The sequence below is a fragment of the Calidifontibacillus oryziterrae genome (genome assembly GCF_000331575.1).
Taxonomy (GTDB): domain Bacteria; phylum Bacillota; class Bacilli; order Bacillales; family Bacillaceae_J; genus Calidifontibacillus_A; species Calidifontibacillus_A oryziterrae.
Genome location: NZ_ANOK01000003.1, coordinates 98,131 through 116,508 on the forward strand (window position 1 = coordinate 98,131; position 18,378 = coordinate 116,508).

Below are 18,378 nucleotides of genomic sequence, written 5' to 3' on the forward strand. Positions count from 1 at the left end.
AGAACATTTAATAAAATATTTTCACCTATTGACATGACAACATTCCTGTCGCATAATGATAGCAAATTATTTAAAAATTTGAATAGTTTAATAGATTGAGAAGCGTTGAAAGGGACTAGTAGATTGATGTTCATCTGAAAGAGAGTGGAATCCATTGGCTGAAAGGTTTCATCATGAATGATGCTTTCGAACCTACCCTAGAGCTGTTAGCGAAAACTAGCCGCTTCATCCACGTTACGGATGTTAAGAGGGCATTTAATACTTAGATATGCAGTTAATACTTCTAAGTTATAGGATAGACTAATTCCTAAATGCTAAAAAAGGTGGTACCGCGAAAGATAAGACTCTTCCGTCCTTTTAGTAGGATAGGTGGAGTCTTTTTTTAATTTGTAAGACCATGAAAGGGGTAAGGGAAGTGGGGAAGCAGCGAATTGTTGTGAAAATTGGAAGCAGTTCATTAACCAATAATAGTGGTGGCTTATCGATTGAAAAGCTGATAGACCATGTTGATGCTTTGTCGGCATTGAAAAAGGAAGGCTATGAGGTGATCCTTATCTCTTCAGGAGCAGTAGCTGCTGGATTTAGGGGCTTAGGATACCCGACTAGACCTGTCACAATTGCAGGTAAGCAAGCTGCGGCAGCGGTTGGCCAAGGACTGTTGATGCAAGGCTATACGGAACAATTTAAAAAACATAATATTATAACTGCACAATTACTTTTAACAAGATATAGCTTCATGAACAAGGAGCAATATAACAATGCTTATTCAACACTTTCAGAATTAATAAAGCGTGATGTTATTCCAATTATAAACGAGAATGATTCCGTTGCAGTTGATGAGTTAACCTTCGGTGACAATGATATGCTTTCAGCTTTAGTTAGCGGCTTAGTACATGCAGACTTTCTTATCATTTTAACGGATATAGATGGTCTCTATGACCAAAATCCGAAGATAAGTAAGAATGCGAAACGATATAACTTTTTATCAGAAATAACCGATGATTTATTACAATCAGCGTCAGCATCGGGCTCTAAGATGGGAACTGGTGGTATGAGATCAAAATTAGAGGCTGCAAAAACAGCTCTCTCATTAGGCTGTAATGTGTTTATTGGAACAGGATCCGGGAAGGAAAAGCTTGTTGATATATTAAGTGGCAAAGGGAATGGTACTTATATTGGTAATTCGAAACAAACAGGCATTAAAAATTCTAAGCAATGGATTGCTTTACATTCAAAGGTTGCGGGAAGCATTGAAGTTGATCATGGAGCAGTCGTTGCGTTATTAGAAAAAGGTGGCAGTTTATTACCGGCGGGGGTCACGAATATAAACGGGGAATTTCTTTGTGGTGATGTAGTCGAAGTTGTAAATCCTAAAGGTGAGGTAATTGGAAGGGGAATAGTAAATTACTGTTCTAGTGATCTTATCCAGATCAAGGGGTTATCAACAGAGGAAGCAAAAAGCATTGTTCAACAGGAGCATACAGTAGTTATCCATCGCGATCAGTGGATATCCTTTAAAAATAAAAATGAAAAGAAGGAGAAGGTGAAAAAATGAGTGAATTAGTAATGAAAGCAAAAAAAGCAAAAGCGTTAGCAGCATTATTAGCTGTAAAGACAACGGATCAAAAAAATGACGCATTACGGAAAATTAGTGCGCAGCTTTTGCAGGAAGTTGATTATATTTTATTTGAGAATGAAAAAGATATTGTAATTGGCAAAGAAAAAGGGTTGACTGAATCTTTACTTGATCGTCTTAAATTAACAAAATCACGAATTGATGATATGGCAGAAGCTTTAATTCAATTAACAGATCTTAAAGACCCTGTTGGCGAGGTATTAGGAGCTTGGAATCGGCCAAATGGGTTGGCAATAAAGCAGGTTCGTGTACCGCTTGGAGTTGTTGGCATGATTTATGAAGCACGCCCTAACGTTACAGTTGATGCGTCAAGCTTGTGCTTGAAAACTGGAAATGCGGTACTATTACGGGGGAGTTCTTCAGCTATTAATTCAAATAAGGCACTAATAAATGTAATCCATCGTGCCTTGGAAGCATCAGACATTCCAAAGGAAGCTGTGCAATTGCTAGAAGATACTAGCCGTGAAGCAGCAGCAGAAATGTTTAAGCTGAATGAGTATTTAGATGTTCTTATACCACGAGGAGGAGCAGGACTTATAAAAACTGTTGTTGAAAACTCAACAGTTCCTGTGTTAGAAACAGGTGTCGGGAATTGCCACATTTTTATCGATGAAACTGCTCAAGCTGACATGGCAATAAATATTTCAATAAATGCAAAAACCCAACGACCTTCTGTATGCAATGCGGCTGAAACGTTTCTAATTCATGAAAGCTGGGCTGCAAAACACTTACAAAATCTTGTATCGGCATTACAAGAAAAACAAGTAGAAATACGTGGTGATGAACGAACTAGGCAGCTTATACCAGGTTTAAAAAGTGCAACCGATGAGGATTGGGGTTGTGAATATTTAGATTTAATTGTTGCGATAAAGATTGTCAACAATGTAGATCAAGCAATTGATCATATAAATAAATATGGAACGTATCACTCGGAAGCAATTATTTCAGAAACGACTGAAAATGTTGAACGTTTTTTCAATTATGTCGATGCAGCAGCATTATATCATAATGCTTCAACTCGTTTTACAGACGGCTTTGAATTTGGATTTGGTGCCGAAATAGGAATTAGTACCCAAAAGCTTCATGCAAGAGGACCAATGGGGTTATCAGCATTAACATCAACTAAGTATATTATTAAAGGGGAAGGACAAATCAGATAATTAACTATGTTTTTAAGGGGATAGAATTATGATCATTCGTAAAGCAGTTATACATGATGTTGATGCTATTTTTGATTTAATAGATCTTTATTCAAAAGATGATCTTTTGCTGCCGCGCACACAATTATCATTATATGAAAATATACAATGCATTCGTGTTGCTGAAATGGATGATCAAATTGTTGCAGCTGGTAGTTTACATGTTTTAGGCCGTGATTTAGCAGAAATTCGTTCTTTAGTTGTTGATAAAAAGGTAAAGGGATTGGGAATTGGTAGGAGTATAGTTCATTCTTTAATTGAAGAGGCAGATAAACTTGGAGTAGAAAATGTTTTTGCAATGACCTATCAAGTTGACTTTTTTAAAAAATGTGGCTTTCATATTGTTGATAAGGAACAGCTTCCCCAAAAAATTTGGAAGGACTGCATCAATTGTCCAAAATTTTTAAACTGCGATGAAACAGCGCTTTTAATGAAGGTTGCTGATTATAAGAAGTCCATTTCTTTGCATTAACTGATTAAGCATAAAATCATTCCTATTTTTTTCTAACCTACAAAAAGTAGGTTATTTTTTTTTATATAGCTCATATACATGTACTAATCCTAATTATTTATTAAGGATATTGTTCACTTCTAGAAAGAGGACTCTTTTAGGATCAGTGAACAATCATGATCAACATTTTAAAATTAAACTGAGAAGTCTACTATGCTGGTCGCGCTTGCTAGTATAAAGTCGTAGATTTTAGCCAGTTGTATCAACATATTGTTGGTATAGCTGGCTTTTTGTTGTAATTTCATATGGTTAAGTGGGAACTGAATTTGGATGTTAAAGTAACAGTTGGCATTTTTGATTTATTTTGTAATTGAGGCGGTGATTGGGTGACTGGAGCGTTAGAAGGGATTAAAGTATTAGATTTAACGAGGGTTTTAGCGGGCCCTTTTTGTACAATGATTTTAGGTGATTTAGGTGCAGAGATCATAAAAGTAGAAGCCCCTGGTGGTAGTGATGATACGAGACAATGGGGGCCTCCATATGCAGCTACAGAAAGTGCTTATTATTTATGTGCGAACCGCAATAAGCGTGCGCTTACTTTAAATTTAAAGTCTAATGATGGAAAGGAACTATTAAAAAGATTAATACAAGAAAGTGATGTTATTATTGAAAACTTTAAAAGTGGTACGATGGAAAAATGGGGTCTTGGTTATAACGAATTGAAAAAAATTAACCCAAAAATTATCCATTGTTCAATTACAGGATTTGGTCAAAATGGACCGTATCGAAAGTTACCAGGTTATGATTCAATCATTCAGGCGATGAGTGGACTAATGAGCATAACAGGAAGTGAAGAATCTGGTCCAATGAAGGTGGGTGTTGCTATTTCTGATCTATTTACAGGCTTATATGCAAATATCGGCATTCTAGCTGCTTTACATGAGCGAACTAGATCAGGACAAGGCCAAAGCATTGATGTTTCGCTATTTGATTCACAGCTTAGTGTACTTGCAAATGTGGCAAGTAATTATTTGATTTCTGGAAAACAACCGGGATTATTAGGAAATCAACATCCAAATATAGTCCCTTATCAACCATTTGAAACAAAGGATGGAACGCTTGTCGTGGCAGTTGGGAATGATAGCCAATTTAGAAAACTATGTTCTATTCTTGAAGCTCCAGAATTAGGAGTCGATGAGAAATTTATAACTAATTCAAAACGGTTAGAAAATCGTGACGAATTAATTGGAATTCTTGCAAGCAAATTTAAATTGAAAACTACAAAGGAATTGGCTGATCTTTTGAATCAAATTAGTGTACCAGCGGGACCTATCCAAACAATGAAAGAAGTATTCAATGACCCACAAGTTCATGCCCGAAATATGGTTTGGGAGTTGGAGCACCCAATAGCAGGTCAAATAAAGCTTGTTGGAAGTCCTTTAAAATTATCAAGAACACCAGTAACTATTCGAAAGTATCCGCCATTAGTCGGGGAGCATACAGAGGAAATCTTGATACAGATGGGCTATACAAAAAATGAGATCGAAGAAATGAAAACATTAAATATTATTTAGGAGGAAACAATATGTTTGATTTTAGTTTTTCGGAGGAACAATTAATGGTAAGGCAAATGGTAAGAAGGTTTGTAGATAAAGAGATTATGCCTTTTATCGCTGAGTGGGATGCGAACCAACATTTTGAAAAAAGTATAATAAAACGAATGGCGGATTTAAATTTAATGGGTGTTTGTATACCAGAGGAATATGGTGGTAGTGGGATGGACTATAATTCACTAGCAATTGTTTGTGAGGAGTTGGAAAGAGGGGACACGGCTTATCGAACCGCTGTGTCTGTTCATACTGGGCTAAATAGTATGACATTATTGCAGTGGGGAAATGAGGATCAAAAACAAAGGTATCTCGTTCCACAAGCGAAGGGCGAAAAGGTTGGAGCTTTTGGTTTAACAGAACCTAATGCAGGGTCCGATGTTGCGGCCTTACAAACAACCGCAGTTAAAGATGGTGATTTTTATATATTAAATGGTTCTAAAACATGGATATCATTATGTGATGTCGCAGACAACTTTTTAGTATTTGCTTATACTGATAAAAGTAAAAAGCATCATGGGATATCTTGTTTTATCGTTGAAAGAACAATGCCTGGATTTTCTTCAAAGGCTATTAAAGGCAAATTAGGAATTCGTGCCGGAAATACAGGCGAAATTTTCTTTGATCATGTTAGGGTGCCTAAAAAAAATTTAGTGGGAAATGAAGGGGAAGGCTTTAAAATTGCAATGTCGGCATTAGATAATGGCCGTTTTACAGTTGCTGCAGGCGCTTGTGGAACTATCATGGCTAGTCTAGAGGAGAGCGTTAAATATTGTCATGAAAGAAGTACATTTGGAAAAGAAATTGGAAAGCATCAGTTAGTTCAACAAATGATTGCAAAGATGGAAGCTGGATTACAAATGTCTAGATTGCTAGTTTATAAAGCAGGTTGGTTGAAAAATAAGGGAATAAGAAATACTCGAGAAACTTCGTTAGCAAAGTGGCAAGCTTGTGATTTTGCTTTTCAGGCTGCTAATGATGCTGTTCAAATCCATGGTGCCTATGGATATTCAAATGAATATCCTGTCGAAAGATTTTTACGGAATGCTAAAGCGCCGGTTATTTATGAAGGAACGAGGGAAATTCATACAATCATGCAAGGAGAGTATGTGTTAGGATATCGAAAGGATAAGCCGCTATCAAGAATGCTTCCTGCTTGGCCTTATGAGACACTGAATCTTTCATGACTAAAGTCAGCTAATGATCAAACTTAAGATAATTACCAATCCTATAATTATATAGATAATTGTAGGATTTTTTTTATTTACGTAGGCAAGCATCATTTTTGAAAAGTTAAAGGAATAAGGATAGTAATGAGGACAAAATGAATTAGTGGGGGATCAATAAATGAATGGATATTATACGATTTTCATTGCAGGTCACTCTCGTCTGCCCCAAGGAATGGCAGCAAAAAATGTCTATGAAACCTTAACAGTAACAGCTGAGGTGGATTATAAGTATGGTGTCATATTAGAAGCATCATGTACATTAGCTACTAATCATGGTAGAGAGTTCATCGGTCGGTTGCTGAGAGGGTATAGTATTAAAGATGGTATTGATGAACCGATAAAAGCTATTCAAATACATTATCGCGGCAAAGCAACGAATGCTATCATTGCTGCATTAAAAGACTTGCACTATCAATTCCAACAAATGAAGCTAGAAAATATCCACGAAGGCAAGCAAAATGTGGAAAAAGCCTGATAAATTATCAGGCTTTAGTAATGAAAGCGCTTTACAATTTTATTGAGATTATTGGCTTCTTGTGAGAGTAAAGAAGCATCCTCAGCAAGTAAATGTATGCCTTCGATTTGTTTATCTACGTTAACTGCAGTCTCAGCAACAATCATTGAGAAGTCTCTAGCGATCTTATTGATTTCCTCAATTATTTGTTGAATCTTTTTCCCATCATCAGTAATGGATACTGCATATTGCCGGTTATTTGTCACTAGTTCCTTTGTTCTGATAGAGGCTAGCTTTAGATTATCAAAAGCCTTTCCTGCATTTGCAACAAGCTCAACACCTTCACCAATTGAATCGACGTTATATTCAACTTGTTCAACAGCCTCTAACAAATCAACACGAGTCTGCTCTAGTGACGATAGAATATCATGAGCGAAATCATTTGTGCCTTCAGCTAATTTTCGGACCTCTGTCGCTACAACAGCAAAGCCTTTCCCCGCATCACCAGCACGAGCTGCTTCAATTGAAGCATTTAGTGCAAGTAAATTAGTTTGTTTAGCGATAGCGGTTATGGAAGAAACCTTTTCAATCACCATATCAGCCTCACCAGAAATTTCCCTTATTTTTTCTGCAGTAGCTAATACAGCCGCTTGAATTTCTCTCATTTGTTCTTGTGTTGATAAAACAGCACGCTCACCTTCGGTTGCTGTTTCGAGTGCTTTATCAGCACCCTCAACAGCTTTTTCAACTTCGTTTTGCATATGTACAACTTGTCTCATCATTTCATCAACCATTTCTTGAGCTTCAACAACGGAATTACTTTGTTGTTCTGCTCCACCACGAAATGATTGCATTGTTGCTGAAACTTGGTCAAAGGCTGCAGATAAACTTAAGGCTGCCTGTGCTTGTTCTTGACCAATTTGGTCAACTGTTGTAGATGCTTTTTCAAATTGCTTTATTATCGAACGAAATCCTAAAATTACTTTATTAATTTCATAGCCAATTTGGTGAAATTCGTTTCTAGCACCAACTGTTTTAACCTCCGCACTTAAATTTCCTGATGCAATCGTTCGAGTGACAGAATACCAATTTCTGAGACGCGCTACGATCATTCTATGGAAAAACGAACTAACAATTGCACCACCACTGAATGAAATAAGAAAAACGATAAAAGTCTGTAAATAAGATAAACCTGATGCAAGTCCTGTAAGCGCTCCCAATAACGCGATTACAAAACTTAGACCAGCAAATATCAATCCGACAAATGGCCGATGGACCAACCTTCCCATCCGAAGATTGTATTTATTGCCTTTTTCATTTTGAAAAAGAGGACATGAAGCATCGACGAGTACCTCTCCTGTATTTCGCGGATAGAGCTGTAGGATTGGATAACTTGTTTTTGCTGCTCGCATGCCAACATCATCAATAAAAGGCGTACCTTCACGTAAACGATTCGTATGAATGACTCCACGACCGTTTTCATCAACAATAACGAAATATTCGTCCTGGTGGAGAGATTCATCTAATTTTGCTCGTAAACGATCTGCCTGATCTTCGATGGGGGTATTTGCATTCCAAATACTTTGGAGTTCTTTTGCTACCCTCTCAACCTTCTGAAGTGCAGTTTTTGCTGATTTTGTATTTAATAAACGGCTCATCTTTTCACCCCTTATATGAGTTGATTTTGAAATATTTTACAAAAATTCACAAAATGTTCACTTGATATTTAATTATTCGACCATAGTGGTAACTTTTCCTTCTATAAATAAGTAACTTTTTTATTAAAAATGCGTCTTGTAATTAAGAATATATATTTTTTGGGGGGTCAATTTTGAAAAAGCCTATTTTTCTTTTTATTTCATTATTTTTATTCTTAATGACTGCTTGTGGTAATCCGAATGTAGCTAGTAAAGCGAAAAGTAATATAGCTGTAGATCAGAGCTTTTCAAGAGAAGCGGAATTTGATGTAGGTGCAGCCGAGATTGCAAATGAGAGTAATCAAAGCAGTAATTCCAATCAACAGGCCTATACCGATAGAATGATCGCTTATGAGGCTGATCTTTATATTGCTATAAATGGACTTGAAAAGAGTGTAGAAAAGTTTCAGCAGGAAATTATTCGCACAGGAGGATATATCGTTGAGTCTTCTATTGTAAATGTTGATGAAGGAAGGAGAAGTGCAACAGTTTTTGCACGTATCCCCAAAGATCAATTCGAGCAATTTTTAATATTTGTCGAAGAAAATAGCGAAAAAATTAATGAGCGAAATGTTCATGGCCTAGATGTAACTGAGGAATATGTCGATCTTGATTCACGTTTAAAGGCTAAAAGATTAATTGAAGAGCGTCTGCTAGATTTTATGAAAAGATCTGAAAAAACAGAGGATCTACTGAAAATTTCCAAAGATTTAGGGCAAGTCCAAGAAGAAATTGAACAAATTGTAGGAAGAATGAAATATCTACAAAATCGAACTGAATTAGCTGCAGTAAAAATTCATATGGAAGATGTGGAAGTGATTGTCCCACCTTTAAATAAAGAAGATTTAAATACGTGGCAACAAGCAAAAAAGAATTTTGTTGATACGATTAATGGCTTAAAAAGCTTTACATCATCCTTCATAATATTTCTTATTGGTTTTTCACCAATATTGATTCTAATAGGTTTAATTGCTTTTCTAGTTGTGGTTATTGTGAGGAAAAGAAACGCAACTAATAATAGTAAGGATATTTAGTAGCCTCTCTAGTAATTGCCCCATTTACTATTTTATAATAAATATAGTATTAAGCAAAGCTTTGCAATTTTTGCAAAGCTTTGCAAGTTATTTGGAATTATAATAATCCCCATTGCTTCGCTGTGAATTTTAATTCATCTCTAAAATCAGGATGGGCAATATTTATTAATTCTTGGGCCCGTTTTGATAAGCATTTTCCTCGTAGTGATGCGACTCCATATTCAGTCACAACATGATCAACGTCGTTTTTAGACGTTGTTACAACTGAGCGTGGGCTAAGCTGAGGTTGTATTCGCGATACAGTTCCGTTTTTTGCAGTTGAATGCAAACAGATGAAACCTTTTCCATTCTTAGCAAAAAGTGCTCCCCTTGCAAAATCTACTTGGCCACCGGATGAACTATAGTATCGACCTTGAATCGTTTCTGAGGCACATTGGCCAAGAAAGTCCACCTCTGTTGTAGCATTAATGGATACCATATTATCCTCCTGACCGATGATCCGCGGGTCGTTTACATAGCTAACAGGAAGCATCTCAATTCCTAGGTTATTATTAATAAAGTCATATAATTTTTTCGTTCCTAATGCAAAGGTAGTTACAGCCTTCCCTTGCATTAGCTTTTTTTCTGTATTTGTAACAACACCTTTCTCAATTAATTCCATAACACCATCGGATAACAATTCAGTGTGAATACCCAAATTTTTATGGTTTGTTAACAATGAAACTATCGCATTCGGAATTGCTCCAATCCCAGATTGTAACGTTGATCCATTTTCGATACGCTCTGCAACTAATTCAGCTATTATTCGATCTGTTTCTGTTATTTCATGCTGATGCGCTTCGATAAGTGGGTAATCTACGGTAATATACCCCTCAATTTGGCTTATATGGATTTCATTACTTCCAAACGTTCGTGGCATTTGTTTATTTACTTCGAGAAAGAATGGAACCTTCCCTATGAATGGTGCCACATAATCAGCGTTCGTCCCTAATGAGAAATAACCATGTTCATCAATAGGAGAAGCAGCAGTTATTATTAGTGACATCTTCGTTGTTTTTTGAAGCAGTCTAGGCATCTCATGAAAATGGTTTGGAACTAGTGAGCATTTTCCAGCTAAAAATGCTTTTCTTGTTGCGTGGCTTAAAAAGTAAGAAACGTGGTGAAGTTTACCTGGATATTTCCCCCATATATAATCTCTTTCCTTAAGCGCATGCATTTGATGAAATTTTACATCTTGAAAACGATCAGCATTAGCTTCAATAATATCTAAAAGTACGTTAGGTTCGCCATTAGCAAGGGGCATAATAATATCATCGCCGTTTTTAATGAATGATAATATATCCTCTGGATTTTTTTTCTTATTACGATATGTTTCAATGTTCAAACTATCCGCTCCTTAATAAAAAATAGTACAAAAAATCTACAAATATTATAACATTTTAAATTTAGGAGATTTTTACACAATTTTCAATAATTTCTTGACAATTTTTTATAAGACACTATTAAAATGGCAACCTATTAAACAATCTTTGATCAATTAAATTTGTATCAATTGGACAAGCTTGAGAGTCCCGTCCGTATTGCCAACCCCATGTGGTAGCCTCACAATTAACTTTTCGAGGATTAAAGGTAGGTGCATTTTTGTTATTCGTAGCCCCAGGATCCGGTTCTGCACTCCATAAAATAGATTGGGCTCTTACTCGATTATTTTCTTGACTTGCCTGACAAAACTCTTCATTAAAGTGGCCTTCAGTTGGATCATGGTAGAAACCACTTTGATAGCCGCTCGGATACATTGTTTCTACCCAAGCGCGAATCCATTCGCTATCCACTTCAAAAAAACGTTCCACATTTGCAAAGATTGGTGTTCCATTTGGTATTCCTAAGCGACGTGCGTGGAAAATTGCATTTTGCGCAGCAACCTGACCTTCTCGATAACCAGAAGCAGATCGAAAATCGTTATATATTGGTAGCAGCTTGACTCCTCTTGATTTCATAAATTGAAGTTCATCATTTGTTAATCCCTCAGATGCATTAGCAACAGTAGTTAAATATCGTCCCCAATAATTTGGATAGCTAAAATTAGTAATAACGCATTCATATAATGTTGGAGAAATTTTTTGTGCTGAGTCAACTCCCCAGATGTATCTTGCCAATTTAATATTCCCCCGTTCATATCATTTTACAATTTCAAATCAACAATATTAATATATGTTCTTTACAAGGAATGAGTGCCTATTGATTATGATATGAGTAAGGAAATAAAGGTAATAGTAAGGATGGCTGCCCTACTGGACAGCCATCTTGTATACTTCAAGCAATTATGTTATTAATTTCGTTCCTTTAATAATTTAAATACATGTTCAACATCTTTATCCCCACGACCAGAAATATTCACAATAATAATTTGATCTGGTTTTAATTGTGGCGCTAGCTTTAAAGCATAAGCAACAGCATGTGAACTTTCAAGTGCAGGGATGATTCCCTCCGTTTTGCTTAAAGTCTGAAAAGCATCAAGAACTTCGTCATTTGTGACTGTATAGTATTCAGCACGGCCAATTTCCTTAAGGTAGCTATGTTCAGGTCCTACTCCAGGATAGTCTAAACCAGCAGCGATGGAATATACGGGCTTAGGATTTCCGTCATCGTCTAACAATGTTAATGTTTTAAAACCATGAATTATTGCAGGAACACCTTCAGCCATTGTTGCTGCTTGGTCTGGCTCAACTCCAATTAGGCGAACGGAAGGCTCGTCGATATAATGGGCAAATGCTCCAATTGCATTACTACCTCCACCAACACAAGCAATTACAGCATCAGGCAAGCGACCTTCTTTTTCTAAAATCTGTCGTTTAGACTCTTCACTTATAATGGACTGGAAGTGCTTTACAATTGCAGGGTACGGATGGGGGCCTACTGCTGACCCTAGTAAATAAAATGTATTTTTATAATTTGCAACAAAATCATTTAAAGCTTCATCGACCGCATCCTTTAATTTTCCTTGGCCTTGAGCTACGGCAACTACTTTTGCTCCAAGCATTTCCATCCGAAATACATTTAGTGCCTGTCGCTTTGTATCTTCTAAGCCCATATAAACCACACATTCCATGCCAAACATTGCACACACTGTTGCGGTTGCTACACCATGCTGGCCAGCTCCAGTTTCAGCAATTACTCTCTTTGCACCCATTCGCTTTGCTAATAAAATTTGGCCAAGTACGTTATTTACTTTATGAGCGCCCATATGATTTAAATCTTCACGCTTTAAATAGATTTTCGCCCCACCCAATTTTTCGGTTAAGTTGCGGGCAAACGTTAATGGATTTTCGCGGCCTACATATTCTTTTAAATAATATTTATATTCCTTATTAAATTCTTCATCATCTTTATATTTTTCAAATGCCTCCTCAAGATGATTTAATGCTTCTTGCAATTCAGGTGGTACGATACTACCACCGTAAACGCCATAAAAACCTTTTTCCTCTGTCCTAGCTCCGCTCATCTTAACTCCTCCTAAATTTTTTATTCATAATATAATCGTATTCTACCAAATTTTCAGAATTTTGTAACCCCTAGAAATAAGGCAAAAAATTATACAACGATTATAAAATTTTGCCGAAATAGCTTTTTTGGGTCTATAAGAGGTAAAAAAATTATTGCAGATAAAATAAAAGTATGAAAGAATTGTGACAAATATCACATCTAAGTATGTAAGGAGGGCTAGATATGCGTAGTATAAAAGCTAAATTATTATTTACATTAATCCCAATTATTATTATTGCCCTAGGTTTTGTTTCTTGGATAAACCATAATAAAGCAAAAGAGTTTCTTGAAATGGATTTTGAAGAAAAAGCAATGCTGCAGCTAGACCTATTAGATGTAACAATTAAAGATCAATTGCAGATTCATGTTGAACGACTTCGAAACATTGCAAAAAGTAGTGAAATTTCCAGTATGAACTCTGACTTACAATTGGTTACGTTGAAGGAAAGAATAAAAGATTTTCCTGAATATTTTGATTTTATCGTAGCAGATACTAGTGGAAATGGTTTTACAACGGACGATAAACAGGTTCAAATCTCTGATCGAGATTATTATCAAGAAATTTTGAGTGGCAGTCACTTTGCAATTTCAGATCCTGTTGTAAGCCAAGCAAATGGTGAAACTATTATCGTTATAGCCACATCAATTGAAAATGCAAACGGAACAGTAGGGATTTTAGGTGCATCAATTTCACTTCCTGTATTAACGGAGATCGTAAATAATGTAAAGATTGGTGAAACGGGATACGCTGCTGTAATTCAGCCAGAAGGATTATTTATTGTTCACCCAACAGAAGGCCTATTGATGAAAGAAAAGCTCCAGAATTTAGGAGTACCAGCGTTAGCAGAGGCCTATGATTCTATTAAAAACCATGAAACTGGATTTAAACGCTATACGTTCCAAGGAGAAGAAAGATATGCTTTCTATAAGGAAATCACGCTGACAGGTTGGGGGTTATTAGAAGTAGTTCCAGTTAAAGAAGCAACTGCACGCCTCTCGTATTTAGCTATGCTTTCTTTTGTAACAGCAGGTGTTGTAATCATATTTTCCATTCTCGTAATTGTCGTATTTGCGTCACGACTAGTAAAACCAATTCGTTTATTAAGTGATATCACGACTAATGTTGCGAAAGGAGATTTGACCATTCGCTTAAATCATACAAATTCAAATGATGAAGTAGGCGTACTTGGGAAGAATTTCACGGCAATGATTGATAATATGCAACAAATGCTGCAAAAGGTACAGGATGTAACAAAGCATGTTAAATCATCATCTGATACACTTGTTGCTTCAAGTAATGAAACAAGAAATGCAGCCGAACAGGTTGCGGTTACAATGCAGGAGTTGGCCTCAGGAACGACGGATATCGCATCATCGGTTACAAATACAACAAATCAAATGACTAGCATGTTAGCTACAATTGATAATATTTCAAATTATACTGATGAGGTTATTGAAACGTCTGAAAAAAGTAAGGAATCAGCAGAAAAGGGGAAAAATTATTCAACACAAGCTCTCGGAAAAATGGATGAAATGAATTCAAAGGTGCTAGAAACAGCAGAGATTATCCGAAAGCTTGATGAACAATCGAAAGAAATTGGGAATATTGTTGGAATTATTACAAATATTGCTGAACAAACAAATCTGCTAGCTTTAAATGCTTCGATTGAAGCTGCCCGAGCTGGAGAACATGGGAAGGGATTTGCTGTTGTTGCCGAAGAGGTTCGGAAGCTTGCCAATGAAACGTCTCTTTCAGCACAAAAAATTTCCTCACTTATTCAAGAAACACAGCTTGAAAGTAAAAAAGCAGTCCAAGCTGCAAATGAAGGAACGAAGGTTGTCGAGGAAGGAACCGAAACTGTAAAGAAATCTACGACAGTGTTTGCAGAGATTGCTTCCCATGTGGATGAAGTGGTTGAAAGAAATAAAGAAATCCATAAGTTTATCCAACAGCTAAATAGCTTAGCAATTGAGATCGGCAAGGATATGGAGAGTATTTCAGCTGTAACCGAACAAGCCTCAGCAGGGGCAGAAGAAGTAAGTGCAGCAAGTGAAGAGCAAGCATCAAGTGCAAATTTAATTTCCGAGGATGCTACAAAACTTGCAATGCTAGCTGAAGAGCTCCAAGATATGATGACTAATTTTAAAGTGAAATAGTATGCTTGAAGAGCTAATAGAAATTAGCTTGCATAATGAATTGCTTTGCTGTGAATTTTCTGGAAGCCTTAGTTCCATTTTGGAGCTAAGGCTTTTTTGAAAGATAAGAAAGCATATAATTTTTCGCTTTGGAATCCTGCTCCACCCGCCCAGCGACTAGTAAACTTCGCTCATCTCTTTTGCGATAAGTCAACATCGACTCGTCCCTCGACGTGTTTTGTTTATCTCAGTCGAAGCGCTCTTAGTTTATACGTCGCTAATCAGGGCGCTTGCGCCTTTTTTAAAACGTTTGTTATCAAGAGCGGTAAGTTATAATTGTTGTTAAAAAATAGATTAGAGAGTATATCACATGAATTAGTTTCAATAATTAGGAAAATATTACAATTTGTTTAAATTTTTGTCGAAATGGAAGGATAATCCCAAAAAAGTGATAGTATGTAATAGTATGTAATATAATAACTAGGATCAAAATATCGTTACTATTATTATATTATGATAAAAGGAGATGACGGCATGGCTAATAATAGTATTATGGTAAAAATGTCGGAAGAAATAGAGCAACTAAGGCAACAATTAACTGAAGAGTGGAAACAAAATCAATTGCTGTCACACCCTTCGATTGTTGTACTGAGCCAAAGTTTGGATGTAAAAATAAATGAATACTTAAAGCGAATAAGATAATAGGAGCTATTTGATAGCTCCTATTCATTTTGGCTTTTATGTTAGTTGTATTTATATATTTATTACGATTTGGTCCTCTTCATTTAATCCATATTTTCTAACGATTTCTTTTTTTGAAAAAGGAGTTTGAAGAAGAAGTTGAGAAACGAACAGTTCTATCGAAGCTGCATATTTCCCCTCGTTATCAATAATTGGGTCGATTTCATCACAATAGTTACACCATAACTCAAGACTAAAACCGACAGCATCTATCGAGTAAGAGTCCTTCATAGAATCGTAGATCATCCAAGCGACTTTTTGTTGACGATAATCCATTAATTCATCTAGTAAATAAGCTAATTCTATTTGGAATTTTTTATTAAGTTTTTCTTTCATTGTTTGAAAATATACAATTTTGTCGTTATTTGTGGAAACGCTTTCAAAAGTGTTATCCATATTACTTATCACCCCTTATTATAATCATAGTATTAATCATAACATAAAAGGATGAATTCTAAAATATATTTTCTAAAAATTTAGAAAAGAACAAAAATTAAACTAGGAATGATAGATATTTTTCTATATTCGTAATAACTATTTAAAAAATAAAGGAAATAAAATATAATAAAAGTAATATATTTCTATGGAAGGGCGAAGAGGATGAGTGAAAATAATAAAGGTATTCTACTAGAAAGTGGTACCAACGAATTAGAAATAGTAGAGTTTGGTGTTGGTCATAATAAATTTGGTATTAATGTAATTAAGGTTAAAGAAATTATTAATCCTGTACCAATAACGGTTGTTCCACATTCTCATCCATCAGTCGAGGGTATTATTACATTACGTGGTGAAGTTCTACCAGTTGTTAATATGGCTACCGTTCTTGGATTTCCACCTTCACAGGACCCAAAACAAGATAAATTCATTGTTTGTGAATTTAATAAAACAAAGATTGTCTATCATGTTCATACTGTATCACAAATTCATCGAATATCTTGGAATCAAATTGAAAAGCCAAGTGAGATGTATTCTGGCCTAGAGACACAAATCATTGGTGTTATAAAGATGCACGATGATATGGTGTTGCTATTAGATTATGAAAAAATCGTAGTGGATATTAATCCGGAATCTGGTATAAGTGTCGATCAGTTAAAAAAACTTGGACCTCGTACTCGTTCAAACAAAAGTATTGTAATAGCTGAAGATTCTCCATTGCTTCGTAAGCTTCTCGAACAAACTCTAGAAGAGTCAGGATATAATCAGTTAACATTGTTTGAGAATGGTCAAGATGCGTTGCAATATCTTGAAGAGATTGTAAAAACCGGTAAAAAGATTTCTGATGCAGTTCAAATGGTAATTACTGATATAGAAATGCCTAAAATGGATGGTCATCATTTAACAAGGCGTATTAAAGAAAATAATGAGTTAAAGGAGCTTCCAGTTATCATCTTTTCATCTCTTATAACAGATGACTTACGTCATAAGGGTGAAGTAGTAGGAGCAACAGCTCAAGTAAGTAAGCCTGAAATTGTTGAGTTAGTTCAATATATTGATAAATACGTATTATAATTAAATACAAAAAAGGGCGCAGCGATGCTGACGCTCTTTTTTATTGCTAACAAAAGCAAATAAAAACTAACAAAACTCAAAAAAACTTAAATAAAGTGATATTTTTCACTTCAATTTTGTGTTTTGTTAGGTTATGATTGTTTCGTTGACATAGTGGATTATAGAAAGAGGGCAGGGTGGATGAAAAATGGAGCGCGATTTACTCAAGCCAGAAGAGGTTGCTAGTCTATTAAAAATCTCAAAATATACTGTATATGAAATGGTCAAGCGTGGTGAACTTCAAGCAATTAGGATTGGAAGGAAAATGCGGTTTGATCCCGAGACTATCCAAAAATTCACTGAAGGTCGTCAGCATTTTGAAGGAGAACATACTACATATCGAATTGATGACAAAATGATGACTAGTTATCCACCATTGCAACCGTTTACACATGATCACTCGATTTTATTTTTAGGAAGTCATGATCTTGCAGTCGAAGAACTAGCAAATGCTATGAGAGAATCATATTCAAATTTACAGTTCTTTACAGCCTACATTGGAAGCATGGATGGGCTCATGAACTTATATTTTGGGAAAGCTGATATTGCTGGCTGCCATTTACTTGATGAACAATCCGGGAAGTATAATGAACCGTTTGTTAGTAGAATTTTTCCAGGTGAACCAATGAAAATTATACATTTTGTAAACCGAAATATAGGTTGGATTGTTTCCAAAGGAAATCCGCAAAAGTTATCATCATGGGATGACATCGCTCGTCCAGGGTTGAAATTTGTAAACCGGCAAAAAGGAGCTGGAACTCGCATTCTTTTTGACTATCATATTAGAAAACGTAATCTTTCGATCGACAATATTTTTGGCTATGACGAGATTGAGCATACACATTTTGGTGCCGCATCAAAAGTAGCTAGAGGTTTAGTCGATGTTGCATTAGGTTCTGAAAGTGCTGCGAAAGCTCTAGGGTTAGATTTTATTCTATTGACGAAAGAAAGCTATGATTTTGTCATGAAACCTGCCTTCTACGAAAGCGCCCAAGGTCAAGCATTTATAAGTGTTTTAAAATCACCACACCTACAATCAAAAATTTTGTCACTTGGTGGTTATGATTTGAATCGTATTGGTGAATTAATTTAGGAGGGATAAT

Annotated in this window: 16 protein-coding genes; 11 read left to right on the top strand and 5 right to left on the bottom strand. The window is 35.8% G+C overall.

The genetic code is table 11. The features are described from left to right. The first annotated feature begins 415 nt into the window (after nt 1-415). The 6 genes from proB to D612_RS0100570 all read left to right on the top strand — a co-directional run bounded on the left by proB (nt 416) and on the right by D612_RS0100570 (nt 6,597). Nucleotides 416-1,555: a glutamate 5-kinase gene (proB, locus tag D612_RS17635; protein WP_017753514.1), complete on the top strand. Its 1,140-nt coding sequence runs from the start codon at nt 416-418 to the stop codon at nt 1,553-1,555. Next, the gene (locus D612_RS0100550) at nt 1,552-2,796 is read left to right on the top strand and encodes a glutamate-5-semialdehyde dehydrogenase (RefSeq protein ID WP_017753515.1); all 1,245 of its coding nucleotides are present in this window, start codon (nt 1,552-1,554) and stop codon (nt 2,794-2,796) included. Before proB ends, D612_RS0100550 begins: the two co-directional genes overlap by 4 nt. A gap of 28 nt (nt 2,797-2,824) precedes the next feature. Continuing rightward, nucleotides 2,825-3,307, top strand: a complete 483-nt coding sequence (locus D612_RS0100555) for an N-acetyltransferase (RefSeq protein ID WP_017753516.1) — start codon at nt 2,825-2,827, stop codon at nt 3,305-3,307. A gap of 365 nt (nt 3,308-3,672) precedes the next feature. Then, on the top strand, nt 3,673-4,860 hold the full coding sequence (locus D612_RS0100560; RefSeq protein WP_017753517.1) for a CaiB/BaiF CoA transferase family protein: 1,188 nt from the start codon (nt 3,673-3,675) through the stop codon (nt 4,858-4,860). Between the two features lie 11 nt (nt 4,861-4,871). Continuing rightward, a complete protein-coding gene (locus D612_RS0100565; RefSeq protein WP_017753518.1) occupies nt 4,872-6,080 on the top strand; it encodes an acyl-CoA dehydrogenase family protein in 1,209 nt (402 codons plus the stop codon). A gap of 160 nt (nt 6,081-6,240) precedes the next feature. Then, on the top strand, nt 6,241-6,597 hold the full coding sequence (locus D612_RS0100570) for a DUF3870 domain-containing protein (RefSeq protein WP_017753519.1): 357 nt from the start codon (nt 6,241-6,243) through the stop codon (nt 6,595-6,597). 14 nt (nt 6,598-6,611) lie between these two features. Here the strand turns inward: D612_RS0100570 and D612_RS0100575 are convergent, their stop codons facing one another. Continuing rightward, nucleotides 6,612-8,234, bottom strand: a complete 1,623-nt coding sequence (locus D612_RS0100575) for a methyl-accepting chemotaxis protein (protein ID WP_017753520.1) — start codon at nt 8,232-8,234, stop codon at nt 6,612-6,614. A 173-nt stretch (nt 8,235-8,407) separates the two neighbouring features. Between D612_RS0100575 and D612_RS0100580 the strand changes: the two genes are divergently transcribed. Beyond that, nucleotides 8,408-9,307 (top strand): DUF4349 domain-containing protein, encoded by a 900-nt coding sequence (locus D612_RS0100580; RefSeq protein ID WP_017753521.1) that lies wholly within the window; start codon nt 8,408-8,410, stop codon nt 9,305-9,307. 97 nt (nt 9,308-9,404) lie between these two features. On the opposite strand, the gene D612_RS0100585 is transcribed toward D612_RS0100580, so the two are convergent. The 3 genes from D612_RS0100585 to trpB all read right to left on the bottom strand — a co-directional run bounded on the left by D612_RS0100585 (nt 9,405) and on the right by trpB (nt 12,809). Further along, on the bottom strand, nt 9,405-10,691 hold the full coding sequence (locus D612_RS0100585; RefSeq protein WP_017753522.1) for an acetyl-CoA hydrolase/transferase family protein: 1,287 nt from the start codon (nt 10,689-10,691) through the stop codon (nt 9,405-9,407). 118 nt (nt 10,692-10,809) lie between these two features. After that, entirely contained in the window at nt 10,810-11,463 is a 654-nt protein-coding gene (locus tag D612_RS0100590) for a glycoside hydrolase domain-containing protein (RefSeq protein ID WP_017753523.1), read from the bottom strand. A 173-nt stretch (nt 11,464-11,636) separates the two neighbouring features. After that, a complete protein-coding gene (gene trpB / locus D612_RS0100595) occupies nt 11,637-12,809 on the bottom strand; it encodes a tryptophan synthase subunit beta (RefSeq protein WP_017753524.1) in 1,173 nt (390 codons plus the stop codon). Nucleotides 12,810-13,033: 224 nt separating this feature from the next. On the opposite strand from trpB, the gene D612_RS0100600 reads away from it, so the two are divergent. Then, nucleotides 13,034-15,007, top strand: a complete 1,974-nt coding sequence (locus D612_RS0100600) for a methyl-accepting chemotaxis protein (protein WP_017753525.1) — start codon at nt 13,034-13,036, stop codon at nt 15,005-15,007. Nucleotides 15,008-15,520: 513 nt separating this feature from the next. Then, complete coding sequence (locus D612_RS19190; protein WP_017753526.1) at nt 15,521-15,688, top strand: aspartyl-phosphate phosphatase Spo0E family protein; 168 nt, start codon at nt 15,521-15,523, stop codon at nt 15,686-15,688. A 51-nt stretch (nt 15,689-15,739) separates the two neighbouring features. On the opposite strand, the gene D612_RS0100610 is transcribed toward D612_RS19190, so the two are convergent. Next, a complete protein-coding gene (locus tag D612_RS0100610) occupies nt 15,740-16,123 on the bottom strand; it encodes a hypothetical protein (RefSeq protein WP_017753527.1) in 384 nt (127 codons plus the stop codon). A gap of 204 nt (nt 16,124-16,327) precedes the next feature. Here D612_RS0100610 and D612_RS0100615 point away from each other — a divergent pair, with 204 nt between their 5' ends. Beyond that, on the top strand, nt 16,328-17,236 hold the full coding sequence (locus tag D612_RS0100615; RefSeq protein ID WP_017753528.1) for a chemotaxis protein: 909 nt from the start codon (nt 16,328-16,330) through the stop codon (nt 17,234-17,236). A 187-nt stretch (nt 17,237-17,423) separates the two neighbouring features. Beyond that, nucleotides 17,424-18,368 carry a helix-turn-helix transcriptional regulator gene (locus tag D612_RS0100620; RefSeq protein WP_017753529.1) on the top strand — a complete coding sequence of 315 codons (945 nt, stop codon included), beginning with the start codon at nt 17,424-17,426 and terminating at the stop codon, nt 18,366-18,368. Nucleotides 18,369-18,378: the final 10 nt, after the last annotated feature.